Source organism: Glutamicibacter sp. AGC84 (genome assembly GCF_053543575.1).
In genome coordinates, this window is sequence record NZ_JBLVOC010000015.1 from 311,747 (window position 1) to 336,578 (window position 24,832).

The 24,832-nt window shown below is 63.3% G+C and carries 23 protein-coding genes; 7 read left to right on the forward strand and 16 right to left on the reverse strand.

Annotation, left to right across the window (positions count from 1 at the left end; all coding sequences use genetic code 11):
• Window positions 1-58: 58 nt before the first annotated feature.
• The 5 genes from ACNPN0_RS10230 to ACNPN0_RS10250 all read right to left on the reverse strand — a co-directional run bounded on the left by ACNPN0_RS10230 (window position 59) and on the right by ACNPN0_RS10250 (window position 5,961).
• Entirely contained in the window at window positions 59-2,566 is a 2,508-nt protein-coding gene (locus tag ACNPN0_RS10230) for a hypothetical protein (protein WP_448937754.1), read from the reverse strand.
• A gap of 253 nt (window positions 2,567-2,819) precedes the next feature.
• A complete protein-coding gene (locus tag ACNPN0_RS10235) occupies window positions 2,820-3,989 on the reverse strand; it encodes an acetyl-CoA C-acyltransferase (protein ID WP_448937753.1) in 1,170 nt (389 codons plus the stop codon).
• Complete coding sequence (locus ACNPN0_RS10240) at window positions 3,986-4,636, reverse strand: 3-oxoacid CoA-transferase subunit B (RefSeq protein WP_448937752.1); 651 nt, start codon at window positions 4,634-4,636, stop codon at window positions 3,986-3,988. Before ACNPN0_RS10240 ends, ACNPN0_RS10235 begins: the two co-directional genes overlap by 4 nt.
• A 2-nt stretch (window positions 4,637-4,638) precedes the next feature.
• Window positions 4,639-5,343 (reverse strand): CoA transferase subunit A, encoded by a 705-nt coding sequence (locus tag ACNPN0_RS10245; protein ID WP_448937751.1) that lies wholly within the window; start codon window positions 5,341-5,343, stop codon window positions 4,639-4,641.
• Between the two features lie 162 nt (window positions 5,344-5,505).
• Window positions 5,506-5,961, reverse strand: a complete 456-nt coding sequence (locus ACNPN0_RS10250) for a VOC family protein (RefSeq protein ID WP_448937750.1) — start codon at window positions 5,959-5,961, stop codon at window positions 5,506-5,508.
• A 102-nt stretch (window positions 5,962-6,063) separates the two neighbouring features.
• Between ACNPN0_RS10250 and ACNPN0_RS10255 the strand changes: the two genes are divergently transcribed.
• Together ACNPN0_RS10255 and ACNPN0_RS10260 are read left to right on the forward strand one after the other, a co-directional pair.
• Window positions 6,064-6,852: an IclR family transcriptional regulator gene (locus tag ACNPN0_RS10255; protein ID WP_105656236.1), complete on the forward strand. Its 789-nt coding sequence runs from the start codon at window positions 6,064-6,066 to the stop codon at window positions 6,850-6,852.
• A gap of 107 nt (window positions 6,853-6,959) precedes the next feature.
• Window positions 6,960-8,060: an alanine racemase gene (locus tag ACNPN0_RS10260; protein ID WP_448937749.1), complete on the forward strand. Its 1,101-nt coding sequence runs from the start codon at window positions 6,960-6,962 to the stop codon at window positions 8,058-8,060.
• 9 nt (window positions 8,061-8,069) lie between these two features.
• Here ACNPN0_RS10260 and ACNPN0_RS10265 read toward each other — a convergent pair whose 3' ends face one another.
• Window positions 8,070-9,068 (reverse strand): DNA topoisomerase IB, encoded by a 999-nt coding sequence (locus ACNPN0_RS10265; RefSeq protein ID WP_448937748.1) that lies wholly within the window; start codon window positions 9,066-9,068, stop codon window positions 8,070-8,072.
• 207 nt (window positions 9,069-9,275) lie between these two features.
• Between ACNPN0_RS10265 and ACNPN0_RS10270 the strand changes: the two genes are divergently transcribed.
• A complete protein-coding gene (locus tag ACNPN0_RS10270; RefSeq protein WP_448937747.1) occupies window positions 9,276-10,964 on the forward strand; it encodes a long-chain-fatty-acid--CoA ligase in 1,689 nt (562 codons plus the stop codon).
• On the opposite strand, the gene ACNPN0_RS10275 is transcribed toward ACNPN0_RS10270, so the two are convergent.
• From ACNPN0_RS10275 to ACNPN0_RS10295, 5 genes are all read right to left on the reverse strand, one after another.
• Window positions 10,961-12,556 (reverse strand): dipeptide ABC transporter ATP-binding protein, encoded by a 1,596-nt coding sequence (locus ACNPN0_RS10275; protein ID WP_448937746.1) that lies wholly within the window; start codon window positions 12,554-12,556, stop codon window positions 10,961-10,963. The two genes, ACNPN0_RS10270 and ACNPN0_RS10275, sit on opposite strands and share 4 nt — an antisense overlap.
• A complete protein-coding gene (locus tag ACNPN0_RS10280) occupies window positions 12,553-13,350 on the reverse strand; it encodes an ABC transporter permease (RefSeq protein ID WP_402741610.1) in 798 nt (265 codons plus the stop codon). Before ACNPN0_RS10280 ends, ACNPN0_RS10275 begins: the two co-directional genes overlap by 4 nt.
• Entirely contained in the window at window positions 13,347-14,279 is a 933-nt protein-coding gene (locus tag ACNPN0_RS10285; protein ID WP_448937745.1) for an ABC transporter permease, read from the reverse strand. The genes ACNPN0_RS10280 and ACNPN0_RS10285 overlap by 4 nt, the downstream gene beginning before the upstream one ends.
• Before the next feature lie 6 nt (window positions 14,280-14,285).
• Complete coding sequence (locus ACNPN0_RS10290) at window positions 14,286-15,950, reverse strand: ABC transporter substrate-binding protein (RefSeq protein WP_332488875.1); 1,665 nt, start codon at window positions 15,948-15,950, stop codon at window positions 14,286-14,288.
• Between the two features lie 130 nt (window positions 15,951-16,080).
• The gene (locus tag ACNPN0_RS10295; RefSeq protein WP_332488877.1) at window positions 16,081-16,689 is read right to left on the reverse strand and encodes an NAD(P)-dependent oxidoreductase; all 609 of its coding nucleotides are present in this window, start codon (window positions 16,687-16,689) and stop codon (window positions 16,081-16,083) included.
• A gap of 83 nt (window positions 16,690-16,772) precedes the next feature.
• On the opposite strand from ACNPN0_RS10295, the gene ACNPN0_RS10300 reads away from it, so the two are divergent.
• Window positions 16,773-17,141 carry a winged helix-turn-helix transcriptional regulator gene (locus tag ACNPN0_RS10300; protein ID WP_105656244.1) on the forward strand — a complete coding sequence of 123 codons (369 nt, stop codon included), beginning with the start codon at window positions 16,773-16,775 and terminating at the stop codon, window positions 17,139-17,141.
• On the opposite strand, the gene ACNPN0_RS10305 is transcribed toward ACNPN0_RS10300, so the two are convergent.
• Window positions 17,138-17,647, reverse strand: coding sequence for a GNAT family N-acetyltransferase (locus ACNPN0_RS10305; RefSeq protein WP_332504326.1), 510 nt, complete (start codon window positions 17,645-17,647; stop codon window positions 17,138-17,140). The two genes, ACNPN0_RS10300 and ACNPN0_RS10305, sit on opposite strands and share 4 nt — an antisense overlap.
• Before the next feature lie 118 nt (window positions 17,648-17,765).
• Between ACNPN0_RS10305 and ACNPN0_RS10310 the strand changes: the two genes are divergently transcribed.
• Window positions 17,766-18,902 (forward strand): acyl-CoA dehydrogenase family protein, encoded by a 1,137-nt coding sequence (locus ACNPN0_RS10310; protein WP_332488881.1) that lies wholly within the window; start codon window positions 17,766-17,768, stop codon window positions 18,900-18,902.
• 10 nt (window positions 18,903-18,912) lie between these two features.
• On the opposite strand, the gene ACNPN0_RS10315 is transcribed toward ACNPN0_RS10310, so the two are convergent.
• Window positions 18,913-19,617, reverse strand: coding sequence for an NUDIX hydrolase (locus ACNPN0_RS10315; protein ID WP_402735118.1), 705 nt, complete (start codon window positions 19,615-19,617; stop codon window positions 18,913-18,915).
• 247 nt (window positions 19,618-19,864) lie between these two features.
• Here ACNPN0_RS10315 and ACNPN0_RS10320 point away from each other — a divergent pair, with 247 nt between their 5' ends.
• Complete coding sequence (locus ACNPN0_RS10320; protein ID WP_332498844.1) at window positions 19,865-20,635, forward strand: 3-hydroxybutyrate dehydrogenase; 771 nt, start codon at window positions 19,865-19,867, stop codon at window positions 20,633-20,635.
• A 28-nt stretch (window positions 20,636-20,663) separates the two neighbouring features.
• Here the strand turns inward: ACNPN0_RS10320 and ACNPN0_RS10325 are convergent, their stop codons facing one another.
• Window positions 20,664-21,722 carry a putative sulfate exporter family transporter gene (locus tag ACNPN0_RS10325; RefSeq protein WP_434689199.1) on the reverse strand — a complete coding sequence of 353 codons (1,059 nt, stop codon included), beginning with the start codon at window positions 21,720-21,722 and terminating at the stop codon, window positions 20,664-20,666.
• A 72-nt stretch (window positions 21,723-21,794) separates the two neighbouring features.
• Here ACNPN0_RS10325 and ACNPN0_RS10330 point away from each other — a divergent pair, with 72 nt between their 5' ends.
• Window positions 21,795-22,727, forward strand: coding sequence for a LysR family transcriptional regulator (locus ACNPN0_RS10330; RefSeq protein ID WP_133834057.1), 933 nt, complete (start codon window positions 21,795-21,797; stop codon window positions 22,725-22,727).
• Between the two features lie 124 nt (window positions 22,728-22,851).
• Here ACNPN0_RS10330 and ACNPN0_RS10335 read toward each other — a convergent pair whose 3' ends face one another.
• Window positions 22,852-24,087 (reverse strand): aminotransferase-like domain-containing protein, encoded by a 1,236-nt coding sequence (locus tag ACNPN0_RS10335; RefSeq protein ID WP_133834056.1) that lies wholly within the window; start codon window positions 24,085-24,087, stop codon window positions 22,852-22,854.
• A gap of 430 nt (window positions 24,088-24,517) precedes the next feature.
• On the reverse strand, window positions 24,518-24,832 hold a 315-nt coding region (locus tag ACNPN0_RS10340), incomplete at its 5' end, for a helix-turn-helix domain-containing protein (protein WP_448938896.1).

The following is a 24,832-nucleotide window of genomic DNA, read 5'->3' on the forward strand; positions in this document are numbered from 1 at the left end:
CCCCCCGGCGGCTTTGCGTTCTAGTCAGCGGCGGGCTAGCAGCAGCTGAAGCAGCGGCTTACCACCAGGATGCGCCTTCGACGGTGACCTGGGGCTTCTCGCCGTACCAATCCACGCTGCCCGTGAAGCTGCGGGTGAGCTCTTCTTCGTCGTAATCAATGAACTCCGTGTCATTGAGCTTGTACTTGAAGACGATCTCGGAGCTTGAGAAACTGCCCGATTCCTCGATGGCCACGCTTTCAGCATGCGACTTCACAGAGAACGATGCGATGTCCTTGGACTGCAAGGTGCTCGGGCAACCGTCATCGAGGTTGGTTGGAACGGTCACGCAGGCAGTAGCGAACTTCTTGACCTCATCCAGAACCAGCTCGTCGAGCTTCTCGGTGGTGGTCGTAACCAGCGCCGCCTGTGCCGGCTGCGAATCAGGATGGTTGACGCGCAATTCCTGCGCTTCGCTCGTCAGGTATTCATTGCCAGGCGCTGAGACATCATAGATGCCCGGGTAGGCATAGAAGCTGCCGGTGAAGGAACGTCCCTCGCCGTAGTAGTCCTCGCTTTCAAGCAGCTTGACCTTGGCCTTGCCGACAGTGACTTCCGAGCTCTTATCGGAGGTGATCTCCACCGGAACAATCAATGATTCATTGAGCACCCAGGTATCGAGCAGGCCGAAGTCCTTGTCGCCCGCGTCGACATTGAAGGAGCGTTCGTGGCGCTCGCCGTTGATGGAGTAGATCGCTCGCACACGGGCCGAGTCCTTGCCCTTGGATTCCTCGATGACATCAACGAGTTCCAAGCGCTGCTTGGCGTTGCCCAGGACATCGTCGCTGAGCAGGACGCGCGAGGCGTTGTCGATCCCCGGGTCGACCATCTCGGTCGCCTTGCCGGCCTGGCCCTCGGCAAGCAGCGCGAGGTATTTCTCAACTTCAGCTTCGGGCTTGCGCTGCCCGTTCAGGTAGGCGATGGCACCGAAGCCCAGACCGGCAATGACTGCCAGCGCAACAACCGAGAAGCCAACGGCCTTGGCCTTCTTCTTGGACTCTTCCGAGGCCGGGGCCAGCGCCGGAGCCGGTTCACCAGCCATCGGCTGGCCGTTGGCGGCCGCGGCAGGGGTGGATTGGGCTGCGGCGGCAACTGGAGCAGCCTGGCTGGGTGCGGCTGCAACCGGCGAAGCCGGAGCAACGGCGGGTGCCTGGCCGGAAATCCATCGCGCTGCGGCGTCCTTGCCGGCAATCACTGCCAGCAGGGATGGGGCGAAGCGGTAGACCTGCAAGGGCAGGACTTCTGCCAGCAGCGAGACAACTGCGGCCCCGAGTGCCAGGAAGATCACCGAGTACCAGGTGATGCCATAGGACATGCTGCCGCTCATGTTGCCCATCTCGTTGGCGGTGATGGCGCCACCCAGGGAGATGTTGGTCAGCCCGGCAAGAATCATCCACAGGACCAAAGCCGCCACTGGCAGCTGCCAAGCGCGCTGCAGGTTGAAACCAGTGGCCAGTCGACCACGGTGCACGCCAATACGGATAGCCGCCAGGAGTACCAGGAGGGCGCTCAGGACCAGGAGCCAAGCACCCTTGCCGTCGGCGATATCCCAGATGCGCAGGACGGATTCGGGCATGGCATCGGCGGTGTATTCGCCCAGGAAGCTGGCCATGCCGGAGACATTCGGAGCCAGCGCCCCGAGGAAGCCCAACGCTGCCACATATGAACCGATGGTTCCCAGCAGCGGGAGCAGGATCAGGCCCAAGCTCCAGGGCATGTCATCTGGACGCTGGGTGAATGCGGCAATGATGCCGACCAAGGCGAAAGCCGCCAAGGTCGAAACGGCCAGGGCCACGGCCTCGCGGACGCCGGTAATCAATGGGGATCCGGCGTTGGCGCGCTGGGGTGCGGTGGCAAGGAACTGCGAGAAGAAAACGGCCAAGGCAATCGTGAAGAAGACACCTGCATATCGCGGGGACACCGCGGCGGAGAAGAATTCGCCACCCTGGATGCTGAGCTTCCCGAAGAGCGCAATGACCAGGAAGACCAATGCCAGGACCAGCGCGTGCAGTCCGGAGGCCAATGCAGCGCTCTTCCAACCGCCGTTGCGTGCGCCACGACGCAGCTTGCGCACGATCAGGTAGTTCGCGGCGCAGATTGCCACGATGGAGGTGACCGAAACGAGGGCGAATGCGAGGCTGAGCTCGCCGAACATGCCGAATCCGCCCCCGGATCCGGTGATCTTCAGCCCGCCGCCCAGGACGGCACCGAAGACCATGATGAAGGCCTTGAAGGAATTGAGCTGGGACGCCACGTTGAATTCAGCGGAGCTGCCGCCACCGATCTCCTTGGCCATCGAGGCCAGGGGGATCAGGTAGCAAAGAGCCAGGACGATGCCAATGGCCGCAATGGCGCCGGCTTGGAATCCAAGAAGCTGCAGGCTGGCACGCGACTTCAGTTCCAGGACCGCGTTGGTGAATTTCCTGACCTGCCGGTTCTGCCCGGCATTCTGGAACGGGTTCGCCGGTGCCGCCGGCGCTGGCAATGGATCCGAAGGTGCCGGTGGCACCTTTGGATCATCAGGCAATTGCGTATTTTCCAAGGTGAGTCCTCACATGGTGCGATGATGGCGTCACATCCGGGCGTTCTTGGAAACTTAAAGTCGAACAATTGGAATATGACCTTCCAATTACAAAACAAGTAAGTGGAAGAACAAAGTCCAGTTAAGAAATATGCGGCGGCTTAAGGAGCGAGTTCCGCCTTTCACTTCACCGGTAAATGGAAAAGCCGGTGCGGTTGGATCCCAGAAGACCCAACCGCACTGGCTAATCGGACAGCGGCTACAGCGAACGCAGCACCACTGCGGTGCCCTGGCCGCCACCACCGCAGATGCCGATGGCACCCAGCGAGCCGGCCGGCATCTCGTGGAGCTGGCGGGCCAACGTGCCAATGATGCGTGCACCGGAAGCGCCAATCGGGTGGCCCAGGGCAATCGCGCCACCATGCGGATTCACGATGGAGGCATCGAGACCCAGCGCCTTGGTGGACTGCACCGCGACAGCGGCGAAAGCTTCATTGATTTCGACGGCCTTCAGGTCCTGGGCTTTGGCCCCGGCCTTCTCCAGGGCTGCGCTGATGGCATTGGATGGCTGCTCGTGCAGGGTGCGGTCCGGGCCGGCAACGAAAGCGTGCGAGAGAATTTCAGCCAGCGGCTCCAAGCCCAGGCGCTCAATGGCCGCATCGCTGGCCAGCACCACGGCTGCTGCGCCGTCGGTGATCTGCGAGGAGTTGCCCGCGGTAATGGTGCCTTCCTTGGCAAAGGCCGGACGCAGCTTGCCCAAGGACTCCACGGTGGTTGCTTCGCGGATGCCATCATCTTCGCTGACCGTGGTGTCGCCGCGACGGCTGGAAATGGTAAATGGCGCAATCTCGCCGGCTGCGAAATCGCGGGCCGCGGCAGCGCGCTGGTGGGATGCGGCCGAAACCGTATCCTGGGCCTCGCGGGTCATCGACAACTTGGCATTGTGTTCCTCGGTGAAAGCGCCCATCGAACGCTTCTCGGCAGCATCGGTCAGGCCGTCGTATTCCAGGGTGTCAATCAATTCAATGGCACCGTACTTGGTTCCGGCACGGGCGCGCTGCACGTGCGGAGCCAGCGACATGGATTCCTGGCCGATAGCCAGGACAACGTCTGCCTCGCCGCTATTGATCAGGCGGGCCCCTGCCACAACGGCCTCGGCACCTGAGAGGCATACGGCATTCACGGCGATGGCCGGAACGTCCAGCGCAATGCCGGCACCCACAGCGGATTGGCGGGCCGGGTTCTGGCCGGCGCCACCTTGCAGCACCTGTCCGGCGATGACCTGCTGGACCTCGCTGGGATCAACTCCGGCACGTTCCAGCGCGGCCTTGCCGGCATGGGCGCCGAGCTCGGTGGCTGGAACAGCGGCGAAGGCGCCGTTGAATTTCACGAATGGGGTACGGGCGTAGCCCACAATCTTTGCGGTCATGCTTTCAGATCCTCCACAATATCCACGGCAAATTCTGCTGCCGTGATTTCCTTGATGGTTTCCACGCTTTCACCCGGGGCTACTGCACGCAGGGTCAAGGTCGAGTTTTCTATATCAAACACTGCTCGGTCGGTGATGATGCGGTTGACCACGTCGACTCCGGTGAGCGGCAAGTCGCATTTCTCCACAATCTTGGACGTCCCGTCCTTGGCCACGTGATCAGTCAGAACGATCACGCGCGGGGTGCCGGCGACCAGGTCCATGGCTCCGCCCATGCCCTTGACCAGCTTGCCCGGGATGGTCCAATTGGCCAGATCGCCATTGGCGGCCACTTGCAGGGCGCCGAGGATCGCGGTCTGGACGTGGCCGCCGCGGATCATGCCGAAGGAGGTCGCCGAATCGAAGAAGCTGCCGCCGGGCAGGATGGTCACGGTCTGCTTGCCTGCATTGATCAGGTCCGCATCTTCTTCACCTTCATAGGGGAAGGGACCCATGCCCAGCAGGCCGTTTTCGCTTTGCAGCTTGACCGAAACGCCTTCCGGCAGGTTGTTGGCCACCATCGTGGGGATTCCAATACCGAGATTCACATACTGGCCATCGGTTAATTCGCTAGCGGCAATGGCCGCCATTTCATCGCGAGTCCACATGCTCAGGCCTCCTTTCGGCTGCGCACGGTGCGCTGTTCAATGTCCTTGACCGCGTCGGTCTGCACCAGGGTCTGCACGAAGATGCCGGGGGTCTCCACCAGCGACGGATCCAGGTAGCCCTCGACAATTTCCTCGGCTTCGGCGAAGGTATGGCGGCCGGACATGGCGGCCAGCGGGTTGAAGTTCTTCGAGGTCATCCGGTAGCGCAGGTTGCCTTCGGCGTCGGCGTGATGCGCCTTGACCAGCGCGATATCGGCAAAGATGCCACGCTCGAGGATCGCTGGCTTGCCATTGAATTCCATGACTTCCTTGCCTTCGGCGATCGGCGTTCCCACGCCGGTGGGGGTGAAGAAGGCGGGAATGCCCACCCCGCCAGCGCGCAAGCGCTCGGCCAAGGTGCCCTGCGGGCAGAATTCAACTTCCAGGTCCCCATCGAGGAACTGCTGTGCGAACAGCTTGTTCTCCCCGACGTAGGAGGCCAGGACCTTGGAGACCTGCTTATTTTCCAGCAGGATGCCCAGCCCTTTGCCGTCTACGCCCATGTTGTTAGACACGATGGTCAGGTTGGTTGCCTTCGAATCCCGCAGTGCGGTGATCAGGCGGTTGGGGATGCCGGAGAGGCCGAAACCGCCCACTGCGATGGTCATGCCATCCTTGACGACGGCAGCCAAGGCGGCGGCTGCGTCATCCCGAAACTTCGTTGTCATCGATTCCTCCATGTGTCCACTATGTGGAGCGCGGATCTGCTTATCCTCTAACGTACGTAGTCGCAGGTGAGCATGCAATAGACCCGGTGCATTGCCGGGTAACTGGTCGGATGGTGAGGAGGAACGGCCAAGCGGTCCATATTATGGACACAGCTGAAAGAGCTAGACGATGTCGAACTCGTTGCCTTCGATATCGAACATGCAGATAGCGAAATGGCCCATCTCCGGCATGTCGTGAACGGTGCGGACCTTGGCCCCCAGGGCCACCAGGCGCTCTGCCTCGTCGGTGATGTTTTGCCTGCGTTCCTCGAAGCGAACGCCGCGGCCGCCGCTGACCAGCAAGTCCAGATGCAGGCGATTCTTGATGCTCTTGGCCTCCGATACCTGCTGGAACCAAATCCTTGGCCCACCACCTTGCGGATCGACCAGCGACTCCGGTTCATCACCGGTTCCGGGCGGCAATTCATCATCCGGCACGCCCATGGACTGCCAGTAGGCGCGCCACGTGGGATGCCCGTCCGGGGCGGGCTCGGGAACGTATCGCAAGGCTTCGGCCCAGAATCGGACCATTGCTTGCGGGCGGGCGCAGTCGATGACGATTTGCCATGTATTTTCCATGTGCTGAATTATCCGCCGACCAGCTCGATAGCAACAGGGGTACGTCGACAAAGTATGAAGCGGGAATTATCCGGCCCGGAACCGATCGTCCATAATGTGGTCATGAGCAATTCCCCGGCCGGAACCCAAGTCGTAGGGCGGCTGGCCGCCGTGCTTCGCACCGTGAGCACCGCAATGCCCGAGGGCATCACCACGACGCAAACGGCCCGGAGCACCGGTTTGGCCCGGCCCACCGTGCATCGCCTGCTCAGCGCGTTGGCCACCGAAGGATTCTGCGACCACGATCATCGCACCGGCCGCTGGCTGCTTGGCCCCGAGCTCTACCTCATGGGCGCGGTGGCAGCCGAGCGCTACGACATCAGCGAATTGGCCCGCGAGCATGTTGCCGCGCTGGCCGAGGCGACCGGGGAAAGTGCGTTCCTCTCGGCGCGCCGAGGGGACGAAACCGTGTGCTTGCTGCGCCAGGATGGAGCCTTTCCCATCCGCTCGTTCGTGCTGTATGAAGGACGGCGCTTCCCGCTGGGAGTCGCTTCGGCCGGAATCGCGATCCTTGCTTTCCTGCCTGAACAGGGCATTGAGCGCTACCTGCGCGATGCCGATCTAGAGCCAGGATATGGGCCGGCGCATTCCCGCGAAGAGCTGCGCAAAAAGGTCGCCGAAACCCGCCAGCTGGGCTATTCGGTCAACCCCGGCTTGATCGTCGAGGGCAGCTGGGGCATGGGCGCTGCGGTTTTCGACAACTCGGGACAGCCTGCCTGGGCACTGAGCCTGACCGGGATCCACACGCGCTTTGAAGCGGACCGCCGCGAAGAGCTGGGCAATCTCCTGCTGCACCACGCGCATGAGTTGTCCACCAAGCTGTCGGCCCGGTCAAGCACGCTGCCACGCTAGTTTTTCCTTCCCCTGTACAAAGCTTCCTGCGGTAATCTTTCAGATCGGCGGGAATGCCTATTTCCAGGACTCCCCGTGACGCAGCCAAGTGCAGAAGGACGGAAAATTTGGGCACTATCCCGGCCGGAATCAACACCCCGCAGGTCATCGTTGACGTAGCGAAGCTCCAGCAGAACATTGACCGGGTGGCCCACCGGGTGGCGAGCCAGGGCCTGAAACTGCGCCCGCATGCCAAGACGCACAAGATGCATGAAATCGCCGAACGCCAGATGGACGCCGGTGCCTCCGGACTCACCGTGGCAACTGTCGGCGAAGCCCTCGCCTTTGCGCTGCACGGGGTCGCGAAGATCTTCATCGCCTACCCTTTGTGGGTCAATGAATCCCAGGCGGCACGCATCCTGGAGCTGATGCGCCGTGCCAAGCTGAGCATCGGCACGGACTCTGTCCAGGCCGTGCAGCAGATGGCCAGGATGCTGGGGGAGAAGGCCTCCAAGATCAAGCTCGTCATCGAGATCGACAGCGGCCATCACCGAAGCGGCACCAGCCCGCAAGGCGCGGTGGAAATAGCCGATGCCGCCCGCGCGGCAGGCATGCGCGTGCATGGGATCTTCACTTTCCCCGGCCACAGCTACTCGCCGGACGGCATCGACGCGGCACTCAACGACGAGCACAAGGCCCTGGCCGAAGCGGCGTGCCTGCTGCGCGAGGCCGGGCATGCCATCAAGCGCATCAGCGGGGGCTCCACCCCGACCGCCGAACTGAGCGACAACTCGGTGCTGACCGAGGTGCGTCCAGGGGTGTACGTCTTCGGCGATGCGCAGCAGTTCGAGCTGGGGCGCGTGCGCTGGGAGGATATTTCCCTGACCGTCGCCTCCACCGTGATCAGCCGCCATGAAGGCGATGGGCAGATTCCCCGGCGCATCGTGCTGGACGCCGGCAGCAAGGTGCTCGGAAGCGACCGCCCGGCCTGGGCCACCGGATACGGGCGCATCGCCCAGTGCCCTGAAGCCCGCATCAGCGCACTATCGGAGCATCACGCCACCGTGCTGTGGCCCGAGCACTTGGACCTGCCGGCCCACGGCGAGCAGCTCCACGTCATCCCGAACCATGTCTGCGTCGCGGTGAACCTGGTCGACAACGTGCTGGCAGTGCATGAGGACGGCACCAGCGAAGTATGGGATGTAGCGGCCCGCGGACTGAACTTCTAGATTCTGCACCTAGCTGGCCCTTTCGAGGAACCGCAGCAGGCAGCGCGAAGCCGGATCCAAATGGTTCTTGGTCCCCAGCTGCCGCTTGGAACGGCGCAACGCCGCCAATTTTTCCGGATCGTCCGCCAGCGCCAGCACACGGGGATCGATATAGGAACCGGCCGCGATTTCGGGAGTATTGCCCAGTTTTCCGGCGGCCTGCTCGACGGCCAGCTTGCGCAGATCCCTGGCGTCATCGGCAGCCCTGGCCGAGGCGGGAGCCTCGACCAGTGCCCTGAAAGCCGCCAAGCTGCCGCCCCAGGTCCTGAAGTCCTTGGCGGTGAATCCGCTACCCAGATGCTCCTCGAGATACTGGTTGATTTGCGCAGGCTGGAGCAGGTGCGAGTGCCCATCGTCGTCCAGGTAGCGGAAAAGCTCGTAGCCCGGCTGATCGCGCAATTGGACCAGTACTCGTGCCAGTCGCCGGCTCCTGATTTTCACATGCTGCTGCTGGCCGCTCTTGCCGGGAAACTCGAGGGTGGCGCAATGCCCTTGGACCTCCAGATGCTTGGCTCGCAGCGAAGCGGCCCCGAAGGATTGGTTGGCACGCGAGTAGGCGTGCGTGCCGATGCGCAGCAGGTGCAGATCCAGCAGCAGGACCACGGCCGCAGTGACCCTGTCCTTGTCGTTTCTTCCCCGGCGCAGATCCCGCAGCAGCTGGCGGCGGAGATTGGGCAGTGCGCGGCCGAACGCCGGCAACCGGTCGAATTTGGCGGCATCCTGCCGCTCGCGGAAATCGGGGTGGTAGATCATCTGGGTGCGTCCTGCCGCATCGATTCCGCGAGCTTGGACCTTGGCCCGCGCACTGGCCGCGATCTGGACCTGTTTCCACGCCGGCGGGATCGACAATTGCCTGATCCGATCCAGCAGGTGCTGGTCCTTCACCGTGCGTGCCCCTTCCAGGTAGAAGAAGCCGGTTCCCGCGCGCCGGCGCGTGATGGGAAGCCGTTTGCTTCGCCGTGCTGGCATGGACGCCTCCCGGTAGTTGCGTAGCCGTGCAATCACGCACACGCTATCGCCGATCGCTGCCCTGCTCCGGGTGTTCGCAGGAAAATCCCAGCTGTGCGGTGCCGGGGCATTGACGCCAGCGGCCGGATCCGCCACCTGCAGCGCGTCGTTTGCGCCCGGGAAGCCCTGGAATCGCGCCGCGCTTCGTTACAGGGCATGATTGGAGGTATGGAAAATAGTGCTGCGCCCGCATGGGTGGCAAATTACCAGCCGGGAGTCCCGGCCGAAATCGAGCTGCCCACCGAACCGCTCAGCCGCATGTTCGAGCGCTCCGTGCGTGAAGCCGGCGATAGCCCGGCGACCGAATTCTTCGGCCGCCGCACCAGCTACGCCGATCTGGGCGCGCAGGTAGCCAAGGCCGCCGAGGGCCTGCGCAAGCTCGGCGTGCGTGCCGGCGACCGCGTTGCGCTGATCCTGCCCAACTGCCCGCAGCACGTGATCGCCTTCTACGCGATCCTGCGCCTTGGCGCCGTCGTGGTGGAGCACAACCCGCTGTACACCTCGCGCGAACTGCGCCACCAGTTCGAGGACCACCAGGCGCGCATCGCGATTGCCTGGGACAAGGTCGTGGCCAACGTCCAGGAATTCCCCAAGGACGTGCAGCTGGACTCGATCGTCTCGGTCAACCTGCTCGAAGCCTTCCCCGCGGTCAAGCGCCTGGCGCTGAACCTGCCGGTCAAGAAGCTGCGCGAGACCAAGGCGTCGCTCACGGCCCGCACCTCGGGCACCGTCGCATGGAAGGACCTGCTCTCCGGTGCGCAATTGGATGCCAACCACCCGCATCCGGATGTCGATGACCTGGCGGTCATCCAGTACACCTCGGGGACCACCGGCCACCCCAAGGGCGCCATGCTCACCCACTTCAACCTCTATTCCAACGCCTTGCAGGGCGAGGCCTGGATGCTCGGGGCGCAGGAGCGCGAGGAAATCCTCTACGCGATCCTGCCGATGTTCCATGCCTTCGGCATGACCCTGTACCTGACCTTCGGCGTGAAGAAGCAGGGCCTGCTGGTGCTCTTCCCGAAGTTCGATCCGCAGATGATCCTGGATGCCTGGAAGAAGTCCCCGGCCACCGTGTACTGCGCGGTGCCGCCGATCTACGAGCGCACCGCCCTGGCGGCCAAGGAGCGCGGCGTCTCGCTGAAGAGCGCCAAGTACTGCATCTCCGGGGCGATGAACCTGCCCGACCATGTGGTGGAGCTGTGGGAATTGATGTCCGGCGGCCTGCTGGTAGAAGGCTACGGCATGACCGAGTCCTCGCCGGTGGCCTTGGGCAACCCGTTCCACCCCAGCCGCCGCACCGGCACCATCGGCGTGCCCTTCCCCTCGACACTGATGAAGGTCGTGGACGTGGAGGACCCGAGCCGGGAAGTGGCCCAGGGAGAACCGGGCGAATTGCTGATCAAGGGCCCGCAGGTGTTCCAGGGCTACTGGAACAACCCGGAGGAAACGGCCAAGGCCAAAACCGAGGACGGCTGGCTGCGTTCGGGCGATGTGGTCACCGTCGACGAGGACGGCTTCGCCCAGGTGGTGGACCGCGCCAAGGAGCTGATCATCACCGGCGGCTTCAACGTTTCACCGACTGAGGTCGAGATCGCCCTGCGCCAGCACGCTGACGTGGCCGATGCCGCGGTCTTCGGAAAGCCGTTGGCCCGCGGCGGCGAAATGGTGGTTGCCGCGGTGCAGCTCGAAGAGGGCTGCGGGCTGAACGAGGACGCGCTGCGCGCCCACTGCCGCGAGCTGCTGGCCGCCTACAAGGTGCCTAAGCGCATCGTGCAGATCGATGAGATGCCGCGCTCGCTGCTGGGCAAGATCCTGCGCAAGCAGGTCAAGGACCAGATGGTGGATCTGGTCTAGCGCAACCGCGGCATCGCCGAAAGCAGCAGTTTCGTGTAGTCGTGCTGCGGGGCGCCGAAGACCTGGTCAGTAGAGCCCTGCTCGATGATCTTGCCTTCATGCATCACCGCAACCAAGTCGCTCATGTGCTCGATCACCGACAGGTCATGGCTGATGAACAGGTAGCTGGTTCCGGTGTCCAGCTGGATCCGATCCAGCAGGTCCAGCACCGTGGCTTGGATTGATACATCCAAGGCCGAGACCGGCTCGTCAAGGACCAGCACCTGCGGCTTGGGCGCTAGCGCACGGGCAATCGCCAAGCGCTGGCGCTGCCCGCCGGAAAGCTCGCGCGGGTTGCGGCCCAGCAATTCGGTGGACAGCTCCACTTGTTCGAGCAGTTCAGCCGCCGGCTTGCGGTACTCGGCGGCGCGCTTGGACTTGCCGCAGCTCAGCGCATCGGCCAGCAGCTGCCCCACCGAATAGCGCGGATCGAAAGACCCCAACGGGTTCTGGTAGATCGCGCCCATTTGTTCGCGCAGCTTTCGGCGCTGGGATTCGAGGGCCGGGGCAAAGTGCTCGCCGAGCAGCTGGACGTTGCCTGCATCAGGCTTCTGCAAGCCCAGCACCATGCGCGCGGTGGTGGTCTTCCCGGACCCGGATTCGCCGACAACGCCCAGGGTCTTGCCCCGGGGCAGTTCGAAACTGATCGCATCCACGGCCTGGTGCTTGCCGAACGTTTTGGACAGCTGCGTGACTGATAACGCGGGGGCAGTAGTGGCGGGTGCTTCTGGCGGTGGTGCAGTCAACGGCTTGCTGGCTGCCGACAGTGGGGCGAAGCGCGGTATCCCCGAAGGCACGGCCCGCAGCAATTGGCGGGTGTACTCGTGCTGCGGGTCGCCCAGGATCTGCCCGGTGCTGCCGGCCTCAACGATTGCACCGTTGCGCATCACCGCGATGTCGTCGGCCAAATGCGCTACCTGGGCCAGATCGTGGCTGATCATCAGCACGCCGCGGCCCTGCTCCTTGAGCTCGCGCAGCTGCGAAAGGACCAGTGCTGTCAGCGCCGAGTCCAAGGCGGTGGTTGCCTCATCGGCGATGACTACCTGCGGGTTGCCGGCCAGGGCCTGGGCAATCAGGGCACGCTGGCGCATGCCGCCAGAGAGCTCGGTGGAACGCTGCTTGGCACGGCGCCCGGGCTCGGGCATGCGCACGGATTCCAGCACCTGGAGCACTCGCTGCTGGCGCTCGGATTTGGACATCTTGCCGTGCGCCTTGAGCGCATCACCGATTTCCCGGCCCACCGGGCGCAGCGGATCGAGCGCCATCAGCGCATCCTGCAAGATCATGGACACCGAATTCCCGCGGATCTGCTGCCAGCCGCGGTCGGAAAGCTCCAAGGCGTCCTGCCCGCAGACAGTCAGCTCGTCGGCTTTCGCGATGCCTCCGGACAGTCCCAGCAGGCTGCGGGCAGTCACGGATTTGCCCGACCCTGATTCGCCGACCAATGCGAGGCAACGTCCGGCCTTTACGGTGAAGGAAATGTTCTTCACCGCCACGGCGGAACCGAAACGGACCGAAAGGTCCTTGACCGTAATCAGTGCTTGCTCGTTCATGCTGTCCTTGCCCTTCCGCCCAGCGCGCGGCCAATCAGCGTGGCGCCTGCGGCCACGACAACTATCGCCAAGCCGGGGAACAAGCTCATCCACCACGCGAAGTGCAGGTAGGTGCGCCCGGCCGAAAGCATGGCACCCCATTCGGGAGCTGGCGGGGGAGTGCCCAAGCCCAGGAAGGACAGGGCAGCAGCCCAGATCACGGCTTGGCCGATCCCCAAGGTCACCAGAGCCAGCAGGGGCTTGAGGGCGTTGGGAACCAAATGGTTGCGGACCAACAGCCACGAGCCGCGGCCCAGCACGGTGGCTGCCTCCAGCATTTCCGAACTCTTCAGCGTGCGGATCTGGCTGCGCACCAGCCGGGCATATCCCGGTGCGGTGGACAGGCCCACCGCGACGATGGCCGGACCGACACCGGGGCCGGTGAAGGCAATGATCAGCAGTGCCATGAGCAAGGATGGAATCGCGTAGAGCGCTTCGAGCACGCGCAGGATGATCTCGTCGAGCCAGCGCGGGGACAATGCCGCAACTGTGCCCAAGACGATGGCCAATCCCATGCCCAATCCCGTGGCCGCCAGGCCGATAGCCAGCGAGTCGCGGGCACCATGGATGACACGGGTATAGATGTCGCGGCCCGATTCGTCGGTGCCGAAGAAATGCGCGGCCCCGGGTTTGCTGAATGCCTCGGCCGGGTTGATGGCCAATGGGTCGCCCGGGGCCAGCACCGAGGGAGCCAGCGCGATGAGCACCCACAGGGCGACGAATGCGGCGGCGAAGATTCTTGCGGTGCGGCTCATGAGCTCGCCCCTGCCGGATTGATGGCTCGCTCGATGCCTTCGGTGATCGCCATGACCACGATGTAGACCAGTGCGGAGAAGAGCGCGATGCCGGTGACCATCGGGATGTCGCGGGCCAGCACCGCAGAAAGCAGCGAGCGCCCCAGACCCGGACGGGCGAAGATCGCCTCGACCACCACCGCGCCGGAAAGCAGCGAGGAGAAAGCCCAGCCGGTCAGGCCCAGGGCAGGCAAGGCGGCATGGCGCAAGCCATGGCGCCAGAAGACCGCCAGCCGGCTTTCGCCACGGGCACGCGCGGCCAGCGCGAACTGGCTGCCCAGGGCTGCACTCAGCGAATCGCGCATCAGCTGTGTGAGGAACCCGGCCAGCGGCAATGCCAAGGTCAGCACGGGAAGTACCAAACCCTGGGCGGTGCCGTTATCCACGGCCGGCAGCCAGCCGAGCATCGAGGAGAAGAGCATGATCAGCACCGCGCCGAGCCAGAAGTGCGGCACGGCGGCGGCAATGATCTCCACGATATTTCCCAGCCATGCGCCAAAGCGGTTGGCCCGCATGGCCGATGCCGCGAAGCCCATGGCCAGCACCCAGGCGGCCGCCAGGGCCAGCAGCGCAAGCCAGAGGGTATTGGGCAGGAGATCGCCCATGATGCCGGCGACCGGCTGCTTGAGCGAATAGGAGGTGCCGAAGTCCAAGGTGGCCAGCTTGCCCAGGTACATCAGGTACTGGGAGATGAGCGGCAGGTCCAGTCCGTACTCGGCGCGGGCCGCGGCCAGCGCTTCGGCCGAGGCCTGGGAACCGGGGCCGCCCATGATTGCTTCGGCCGGGTCGCCGGGGATCAGCCGGATGGCGATGAAGATGGCGGTGACCACCAGCCACAGCACCACCAGCGCGCCGCCGATCTTGCGCCCGGCCCAAGCAATCGTGCCCATGGGGTGCTACTTGGTGATGAAGGTGTCGTAGTAGACCGGCGAGGACACCGCGGTGGTGGCGCCGATGCCGTGCACGTTCTTGCCGTAGAGGAAGTGGTTCTGCTGGTCGTAGAGCGGCAGCACGTAGTAGCCCTCCAGGACCAGCTTCTGGGCCTGCTCGTACAGCGCAGCGCGCTGGGCTTCATCGTTGGCCTCTTCGGCCTGGGCCAGGATCCCATCGAGCTTCTCGTTCTTCACCTGCGCGTTGTTGGCGAAGTAGCCCGATGGCGCCGGGACGGTCGAGTCGGAGTGGTACAGGATGCGCAGCACCGACGGGCCGACCTTGGTGTAGGGAGCCGAGACCAGATTGTAATCGTGCTTGGCCAGGGCGCCGTACCAGCTGGACAGGTCCAGCAGCTGGATCTTCACCTCGAAGCCCACGGCCTTGGCCTGGGCCTGGAACTGCTCGAACAGGGACTGCTCGGCAGGAACCGACTGGTTGGTGGAGACCGGGAAGTCCAGCGACAGGCGCTTGCCGTCCTTCACGCGGTAGCCTTCGGCGTCGCGTTCGCTCCAGCCTGCTTCATCGAGCAGCGCGTTGGCCTTGGCCGCATCGGTGCCGAACAGCGATTCATCGGAGTAGCCCAGCGGCTCGGCTGACGACAGCAGCGAGTAGCTGCGCTCGGTGGTGCCGAAATAGAGGGCCTTGACGCCGGCGCTGGCATCCACGGAACGGATGAAGGCCTCGCGCACGCGCTGGTCATCGAATGGCGCCTTGGAGCTGTTCAGCTCCAGGCGGTTGGAAGCACCCGGGCGCGGGGCGTCCAGATGGCCCAGCGAGCCGTCCTGCTTTGCCGTGGCGATGGTGTCCGGCTGCGCGTTGTCGATGACATCGACTTCGCCCGAGACCAGGGCTGCGTAGCGGGTGGCGGCCTCAGGGATGAAGCGCCAGGTGATGGCCTCCAGATAGGCCTTGGAATCGGAGCGCTCCGTGTTCTTGACCGGCGGCACGTAGTCTTCGTTGCGGACCAGGTTCACGGCCTTCTGGTGCTCCCAGGATTCGACCTTGAACGGGCCGGTGCCTACCGGTGAGGCGCAGTTGGTCGCCTGGTCGCGTTCCAGCGCCTTGGGGGATTCGATGGCGGTCCATGGCATGGACAGCGATTCCAGCAGCGCGTTATCCGGGGCGGAGAGCGTCAGCTTGGCGGTGAGCTCATCGGCGATCTCGATATCCACGACCTTGCCCACGGCCAGGTAGCCGGTGGAGGACGCGGTATTCGGATCCTTCAGGTGCTCGATGTTGGCTTCGATGGCTTTGGCGGTGAGCTTCGTGCCGTCGGTGAAGGAAATCCCATCGCGCAGGGTGATGGTGCGAGTCAGGCCGTCCTCGGAAACTTCGGTGCTTTCGGCCAGCCACGGGATGATCTTCCCGTCCGCATCCTTGGTGAACAGGGATTCGAGGTACTGGCTTGCTACCAGGGCTTGCGGGTAGTTGCCGCCCACATGCGGATCCAGGCAGGCCGGCTCGGCGTCGCCCGAAGCATAGACCAGGGTGCCGCCGGCAACCGGCTTCGCCTCCTCTGCGGGGGAATCGGGTCCTGCACCTGCCGAGCAGCTGGCTAGAAGGGATCCAAGGAGCGGGAGCGCGATAGCGCAGCCAAGGATCCTGGACGCGCGCGAGTTTCGTTGCATGGGGAAGGGCTTACCTCGATGAACTAGTGGTGATGACCAAACCAACTCTAGCCATCTGGAACGCATTCGTCAGATCGGAGCGAATCGCTCCGATCCGACGAAACCTGGCTAGCGGCACTGCGCGAGGGATCTACTTTTCGCTGGCCACGGTCATGCGGCGGTTCTGGTGGACCGGGGTTTCGATTTCATCGAGGATGGCCACGGCGAAGTCCTGGGAGGAAACGAAGTCGCCTGCTGGCGAATCGGTGCCCAGGGTGTAGCTGCCGGTGCGGCGTGCAGGCATGATCACCGGGGCTGGAGCCGCGACGGTCCAGGTGATTCCGGAAACCGAGGTGAACATGTCGTAGACCTCGGCGCAGGTGGTGGCTTCGGCCTTGTATTCCTCCGGGAAGCCCGGGGTGTCGACCAGGCGGACGCCGTCTACCTCGGTAGCGCCGGCGCCGCCGACAACCAGCAGGCGGGCTGGGACCAGGGTTTCGGTGATCTGCTCGAAGGCATCCAGGTATTCCTGGTGGTCGCCACCGGTGCGCGATGGCGGTACGGCAATGACGAGCACGTCGTTGTTCTTTCCCAGGTCGCGGTAGGTTGCCCCGTCGCCCAGCTCGGCGGCCACGGTGGTGCTTCCGTCGATTCCCTTGCCCGAACGGGAGACCGAGGTGACCTCATGGCCGCGTGAAATGGCTTCGGCAACGACTTCCGAGCCGACCATGCCGGTAGCTCCGTAAACTGCAATCTTCATGGTGTTCTCTTTCCTTGGGAAATTGGGTCCGGCACAATGGTATCTTTTAGATACCGCCCACTACAACGAAACTAGGTTTCCTCATGGATAGCCATGGCTCTTTTGACGTGTTCGTGCAGCAATGCCCTTCACGTGAAATCATGCAGCGCCTAGGCGATAAATGGACTCCGCTGGTCCTCCTGTCCCTGGCTGGCGGCCCGCAACGTTTCTCTGCATTACGCCAGCGCATCGGCGCGGTCACCCCGAAGGTGCTCACCAATACCCTGCGCAACCTGGAGCGTGACGGGTTGGTGCAGCGCACCGTATATGCCCAGGTGCCGGTGCGGGTCGACTACGAGCTGACTGATTTGGGACGCGGGATCCTGGAACCCATGGAAATCCTGCGCCTGTGGTCCGAGGAGCATGTGCCCAAAGTGCTCGCTGCCCGTGAGCGGTTCGACGCGCGCGGCTAATGGCCAGGTGGAGCAGCAGGACGCAGCGGCAGGAACATGAAGTGCTGGCCCACCAGCCCCTTGGTCGGATGGTTGAAGGCGCCCGGAATGGTGCCCAGGATCTTGAAGCCCAGCGATTGCCATAGACGCACTGCAGCCTCATTGGTCTCGACGACCGCATTGAACTGGATGCCGTGATAATTTTCCTGCCGGGCCCAGTCGATCACGTATTCGCCCAGTGCTCGTCCCACGCCGCGATTGCGGCATTCCGGATCGACCAGGAAGGACGCGGTGGCGATGTGGGCTCCCCGTCCGGGCTTGTTTGGCCCCATCTTGGCCGAGCCGATGATCCTGCCATCTGCCACGGCAACGACCGTTTGCCCCGGTAGCGTCTCCATCCACCAGGGGCGGGCTTCTTCAAGGGTTTGGCCTTGGGGGAAGGCGTAGGTCTGTCCCTCATCCATGATTTTGCGGTAGAAGCCGAAGATCCCAGGCCAATCCCCGGCGGTGCTTGTCCGGATTTGCATGCGCTTAGCCCAACTCTTTCGAAATGAATGCTTCGGAACTCATCCTATTGGCCCTCATTTTATCTTGCGTCACATAGACTGAGGTCAAAGACGCAAGGTGCAGGCAAAGGAGCCGGTGTTGTTTGAAGTAAGCGAAGACCAGAAGTCGTTGATCGAGATGGTCCATGATTTCGCCGAGACCAGGATTGCTCCCAATGCCCTGAAGTGGGACCAGGAACAGCACTTCCCGGTGGATGTGCTGGCCGAAGCCGGACAGCTGGGCATGGGCGGAATCTATGTTTCTGAAGATCATGGCGGATCCGGTCTGAGCCGCAGCGATGCGGTGCTGGTCTTCGAGGAACTCGCCAAGGCCGACCCGACCTTGGCCGCCTACATTTCCATCCACAACATGGTCGTGTGGATGGTCGACACCTTCGGCAACGACGCGCAGCGCGCCAAATGGCTGCCATCGATGACCGCCATGGACGACCTGGGCTCCTACTGCCTGACCGAGCCCGGAGTCGGCTCCGATGCGGCGGCCCTGTCAACCCGTGCCCGCAAGGACGGTGACGAGTATGTGCTCAGCGGCGTCAAGCAATTCATCTCGGGAGCTGGAAGCTCGGCGCTCTACATCGTCATGGCCCGTACCGCTGATACCGGTTCGCGCGGCATCAGCGCCTTCCTTGTTCCCGGGGATGCCGAGGGCCTGAGCTTCGGGCCGAACGAAAAGAAGATGGGCTGGAAGGCGCAGCCCACTCGCCAGGTGATCATGGAAGGCGTGCGCATTCCCGCCGCCAACCTGCTGGGTGAGGAAGGCCAGGGATTCTCCATGGCCATGCAGGCACTCAATGGCGGCCGCCTGAACATCGGGGCCTGCTCGCTGGGTGGCGGGCAGAGCGCGCTGGAGAAGTCGGCGCTGTATTTGAAGGAGCGCCAGGCCTTCGGCGGGCCGCTGACCAGGCAGGAAGCGCTGGTCTTCAAGCTGGCCGAAATGGACATGGAGCTGGAAGCCGCCCGCTCCTTGCTGCGCCGTGCCGCCGCCGCACTGGACGCGAAGAGCCCGGACCGCGTCCGCCTCTGCGCGATGGCCAAGAAGATGGCCACGGACGCCGGATTCAACGCCGCCAACAGCGCTATCCAGCTGCACGGCGGCTACGGCTACCTCGCGGACTACGGGATGGAGAAGATCACCCGGGATCTGCGCGTGCACCAGATCCTGGAAGGCACCAACGAGATCATGTCGCTCATCGTCGGACGCACACTGCTGGAATCCTGATCGGTTGCAATCAGGCGTTGAACTGCTTTTCTGAATTCCGAACAGCGTTTCCCGAGAGGGAATCGCGGGGATCCGGATGAACCGATGAGATGACCGGCTCGCTGGCAATGATCTGCTCGATGCTGCCCTGCTCCATCGCATCCCGCAAGGTGCGCTGGGTGGGGCGCATCATTTTAATCTCGCCGCGTTCCAGGGAAGCGAAGAGCTCCTGGGGGCTGATCCATGTGGAGATCACCGCTTCGGTGGTCTGGTGGACTGGTTCCTGGCCGGGGCGCAAGGCCGCGACAAAGAAGTACGTATCGAACCGCCGCGGGAAACCGGCTGGGGTGACCCAATTGGCCCAGGGGCGCAGTTGACCAGGATCCAGCAGCAGCCCTGTCTCCTCGAAGACTTCACGACGTGCTGCGGCCAGGATCTCCCCGGCCAGATGCTCCGCGCGATCTGGTCCTTCCCCAAGGATCGAGGTGCGCGCCCATTGCCGGGCGTGCTCGCTGAGCAAGGCGGGATCCAGCTCTCCTGCCGCCACCGCTTGGCCGTCTTGGGCATCAACTCGGCCGCCGGGATAAACCACCATGCCGGCTGCGAAGTCCATGGTGTTCACGCGATGCTGGACGAAAACCTCAAACCCGCCAGCTGCCTCGCGCAGCAGCAAAACACTGGCCGCTTTGCGGATCGGGACCTCTGCGGGAGTCGCAGGTATCGGGGAAGTCGTCATTGCCTACCATGTCCTTGGCTCTTGGAAGTGAAAATAGCCTTCGAGAGCCAGCTTAGCTTCCAGCGCACAGCAAACGGGCAACCGGCAGAAACCGCTGTGCATGCTTGCACATTGACCTGCGGAATCTGCACAGCAAATGCCGTTGACCGGATTCCTGGCGGAGCCTAGTTTGAATCACAGAGACCTGCGCGAAGCTGCGGGCATCGCAACTGGAAGCCGCAGGGGAGCCGAGCAGAGGATGAGCGCAATGGCGGAACAAATTGGCCCATGGCCTCAGGGTCTGAAGGGGCGCCGCGCCTTGGTTACCGGTGGCGCCTCCGGCATAGGCCTGGCCAGTGCCCGGGCATTGGCCGACGCCGGTGCCACTGTGACGATTGCCGACCTCAATGAACAGGCCGCTGAAGAAGCGGCCCGCGAGCTCGGCGGAAAAGCATGGGCTGTGGATCTTTCGGATACCGCGTCGTTGGAAGATCTCAGCGTGGATACCGACATCCTGATTAACAACGCCGGCGTGCAAAGGGTGGCTCCAATCCATGAGTACGACCCCGAAGCCTGGAGGCTGATCCATCGGCTCATGCTGGAGTCGCCGTTCCTGTTGATCCGGGCAGCACTGCCCGGCATGCGCGAGCGCGGCTTCGGCCGCATCATCAATATTTCTTCGATCCACGGGCTCCGGGCCAGTGCGTTCAAGAGCGCCTACGTTGCGGCCAAGCACGGGTTGGAGGGACTGTCGAAGGTCACTGCATTGGAAGGTGCCGACTACGGGATCACCAGCAACTGCATCAACCCGGGCTATGTGCGTACCCCGTTGGTGGAGCGGCAGATTGCCGATCAAGCGAATTCGCATGGCATTGACGAGTCGGATGTCATCCAGAAGATCATGCTTGCCGAATCGGCCATCAAGCGCCTGGTTGAGCCAGAGGAAGTCGCTTCGCTGGCGGCCTGGCTCAGTGCGGATGCCGCGGGCATGGTGACCGGAGCGTCCTACACCATGGATGGCGGCTGGAGCGCGAAATAGGTGCGGCGGGCCCGCATGGCTGCCATGCCTAGGCCGGCGGGAACAGCAGGGTTCCGCCGATCGACACGGCGATGATCACCAAGGTAGACAGCAACCCCAGCAGCAATGAACGTCCGCCGGTTTTTACGATGCTGCGCAGGTGGACCCCGAGCCCCAAGGCGAACATGGCCGCGGCAAGCAGGAGCGTCTGCGTGCTGGCCGCAACTGCAAGCCACTCCTCGGGCACCAGCCCGGTGGTGCGCAGCAGCATTGCCGCCAGGAACCCGAGCACGAACAGCGGCACCAGTGGCGGGTTCTTGCCGCCTGGCACCGATTGGCGCCGCCGCATGAAGACGCCGACGCCGGCAATGATTGGAGCCAGCAGGACCACCCGGGCCAGCTTGACGGTCACCGCCACGGCCAAGGCGCCGGCACCTACCGAACCGCCGGCGGCGACGACTTGTGCGACCTCATGGGTGGACGCGCCGATGAGCATGCCGATGCTGCGTTCATCCAGCCCGAGCAGCAAGCCCACCGCCGGCATGAGCGGAATCATCAATGTCCCGAAGAGCACTACCAGCCCGATCGCGGTGGCGACCTGATCCTGCTTGGCCTTGACGACGTTCTCCGCACCTGCGACCGCGGCGGCACCGCAGATGGAGAAGCCGGTGGCGATGAGCAGGCGCTGCGGCAGATCCATGCCGAGCTTCTTGCCGATCCACAAGGTGGCCAAGAACGTGATGCCAACCGAGAGGGCCACCACCAGCAGTACCCCGGGGCCCAAGCCGAGGATGGTGCCCAGCGAGAGCTGCAAGCCCAGCAGCACAATGCCCAGGCGCAGCAGCTTCTTGCCGGCAATTGCCGTGCCGGGGGCAAAAGCCTGCGGGACCGGGGCAAGATTGCGCCACAGCGCACCGAGCAGGATAGCCAGCAGCAGGGCGCTCAGGCCATGGATGTAGCGGCTGGCGAACATGCACAAGATGCCGGCGGCAAGGCAGAGGAGCAGTCCCGGAAGAGCCGGAGCGAAACGCGAAGCAGGTTTTCGATGTCCGGACTGGTCACGTTTGGAGGTGGCAGATTCTTTGACGGGACTTGTGGAGTCGTGCATGGAAATAATTCTTCTCCGGCATGGCGAATTGCGGTATACCACTTCTTGCTATCGCGGACATATGATCATGATATGGAAAGCAGCTCGTCATCTCTCGAAGACATTGCCCGCTGGATTCAACCCTCCTCATTGGAGTTGCTGGTCGGCATCGCCGATCACGGGAGTCTGAGCGCCGGTGCCCGTGCGGCCGGGATGGCGCAGCCAAATGCCACCCGCGCATTGAAAACGTTGGAGCGCCGGCTGGGATACCAGCTTGTGGCACGCAAGACCACCGGATCGCGCTTGACGGCAGAGGGAGTGCTGACCGTCCAGTGGGCTCGTGAAGTCCTGTCCAGCCTGGAAGCCTTCGCCGCTGGCGCGCGCTCGCTGGCTGAAACCGGAGAGGGAGAGCTGGAATTCGGAGCCAGCATGACGGTGGCAGAATTCTTGGCGCCAAATTGGATCGGACTACTGCATCGTGCCCTGCCACGAGTCATCCCTCGAATGAAGATCATGAATTCCCAAGATGTTATTCGTGCAGTGCAGCAGGAGGAATTGGGACTAGGATTCGTGGAAACCCCGCACATTCCTCTGGGCCTGAAAAGCCGGCAGGTACTTCACGATGAAATGCTCGTGGTCACGTCGCCTTCACATGCTTGGGCACAACGGAAGGAACCGCTGAGCCTTCACGAATTGCAAAGCACGGCGCTGATAGAACGCGAGGAAGGCTCCGGCACCCGGGCATTCTTGGATTACATTGCCCATGCCGAACGCCCGAATCCGGTCGCTGTCTTCAACTCGAACGCAACAATTTGCCAGTGCGTGGCGCGCGGAATGGGACCCGCTGTGCTCAGCCATTTGGCGGTAGAGAGCCAATTGGAGCAGGGGCTGCTCGTCGAGATCCCGTTTGATGGGCCGGCGCTGTTACGCGAGCTGCGGGCGATATGGCCTGCGCACCGTGTCTTGAAAGCGACCGAGCAGAAGCTGCTTGAGATTTCCGTGGAATCCCGGATCGCGCAGGGCTAGCCGGAGATCCAGCCCCGACTGGATCTGTGCGGACTTGGCCAGGAGGCGGACAGCAAGCTTCCCATCAAGGATGCAGGGCGGCCATTTGTACCGGGCCGTGGGCTCCCGGTACAAGCCTCCGGACTTAGAGTTTGAAGATCTCGTTCTTGAGCAGACCCGACAGACGCTGGACGCCTTCGTCGATGGTCTTCTCGTCAACGGAGCAGAATGCCAAGCGCAGCTTATTGTCGGCTTGGCCGCTCGGGCTGAATGCCGCGCCTGGAATGAAAATGACCCCGGCCTTCACGCCCTGCTGCAGCAGCGCGTAGGTGTCAATGCCTTCAGGCAAGGTCAACCAGACGAAGAAGCCGCCTTCGGGACGAGTGTGGGTGACACCTGCCGGCAGGTACTTGGCCAATGCTTCGAGCATCGCGTCGCGGCGGGAACGGTACAGGTCGTTGTACTTGGTGATCTGCCCCTTCCAGTCATGCTCGTTGAGGTAGGCGCTGATGATCATCTGGTTCAAGGTCGGTGGGCACAGGGCTACCGCCTCGCCGGCCAGGTAGAAGCGGCGGAAAAGGTGGGTCGGGACCGCGGCCCAGCCGATGCGCAGGCCGGGCGCGAAGATCTTGGAGAAGGAACCCATGTAGATGACGTTTTCCGGGTCCAGGCTCCGCAGGGTAGGCGCAGGAGTTCCTTCGTACCGCAGCATTCCGTACGGGTTGTCTTCCAGGATCAGGATGCCGGCTTCGCGGCAGATGTCCACGATTTCCTGGCGGCGTTCGGCCGCCAGAGTGATCCCTGATGGGTTGTTGAAGTTCGGGATGGTGTAGAGGAATTTGATGCGCTCGCCGGCGGCGCGCAATTCGGCGATGCGGGCACGCAAGGCATCAGGAATCAAGCCATTTGCATCGGTGCCCACGGGGCGGGCGGACACCTGGTAGGCCTCGAAGGTATTCAGGGCCCCGACGTAGGTCGGATCTTCGCAGAGCACAGTGTCTCCGGGATTGCAGAAGACCTTGCAGGCCATGTCTTGTGCTGACTGGGAGCCGTTGGTGACCACCACATCTTCGACCCCCACGTTCGTGATGCCTTCAGCTGCCATGACATCGATAATTTGTGCACGCAGTTCAGGAGTGCCAAGTCCGGAGCCGTATTGCAATGCTTCGGGGCCCTGCTCGACGATGATGCGCCGGGCCATTTCACCGACCTTTTCCAGCGGGAGCAGCTGCAGGTAGGGGTTGCCTCCGGCCAGGGATACCAAGGAAGGGTCCAAGGAGAGCTCGAAGACGTCGCGCACCGCGGACTGCTTGATTCCGGCCGCGCGCTCGGATAGCAAGGATTCGTGCGAAGTGGTCAGCGATTCTGATGCGGTGGTCATGGTTCTCCTCGGCAAGGCTCCAGGGGCGGGGGGAGCGGGGTTCCTGCGCTGGGTGCGGCACAGGAATTGTTTTCAAATAGAATACTTTGGTATTCCAGCAGGAAATTCAAGGCTTGGCAAGAGCTGAGTTTTCAACCACGTGATTCTTTGCTCCAGGCGAGGCGTTGCGTTCCTCGATCTTCAGCGGGCCCAACGCCGCATTGACGCGGCCGTGAAGTTTCTCGGAAAGGTTTCGCGGCTAGCTCCCGGCCAGCCAGCACTGCCGGACCAAGAGGACCAGTAATTCGACGCAGTCCGCCGAAGCCCGGAAATACCCAAGACCGGGAGGCGCCCATCCATGCGAACAGGGAATAACCCGGGACCCTGATCAGCAGGCGATCCCATCATCCGACTTCCTGCGGGCCGCTGGCGTATTCGCCGGCTGGTTGGCTCACTTCTCGGTTTCGGTGCGGGAATCCAGCCAAGACTGGATGGCGCTTGGGCGAATGCGGCGATGCGTTCCACGGTATTCCACCGGAATAATCCCCGCATCGGCCAGCTTGCGCAGGTAGCTGTTGGAAATCCCGGCCATTTGGGCTGCTTGGGAAGTATTAAGGAGCAGCTCGGGTGTGCCGATGCTGACGGACTCGCCATCTGCAAACCGCGAGAGCACCTCGATCAGCGCCTGGTGCGCTTCTTTGGGCAACTTCAACGCGGTGCCGTTGACGAACACAGTCGTGTCATCCGACTCGTCCAGCGCGCGGCG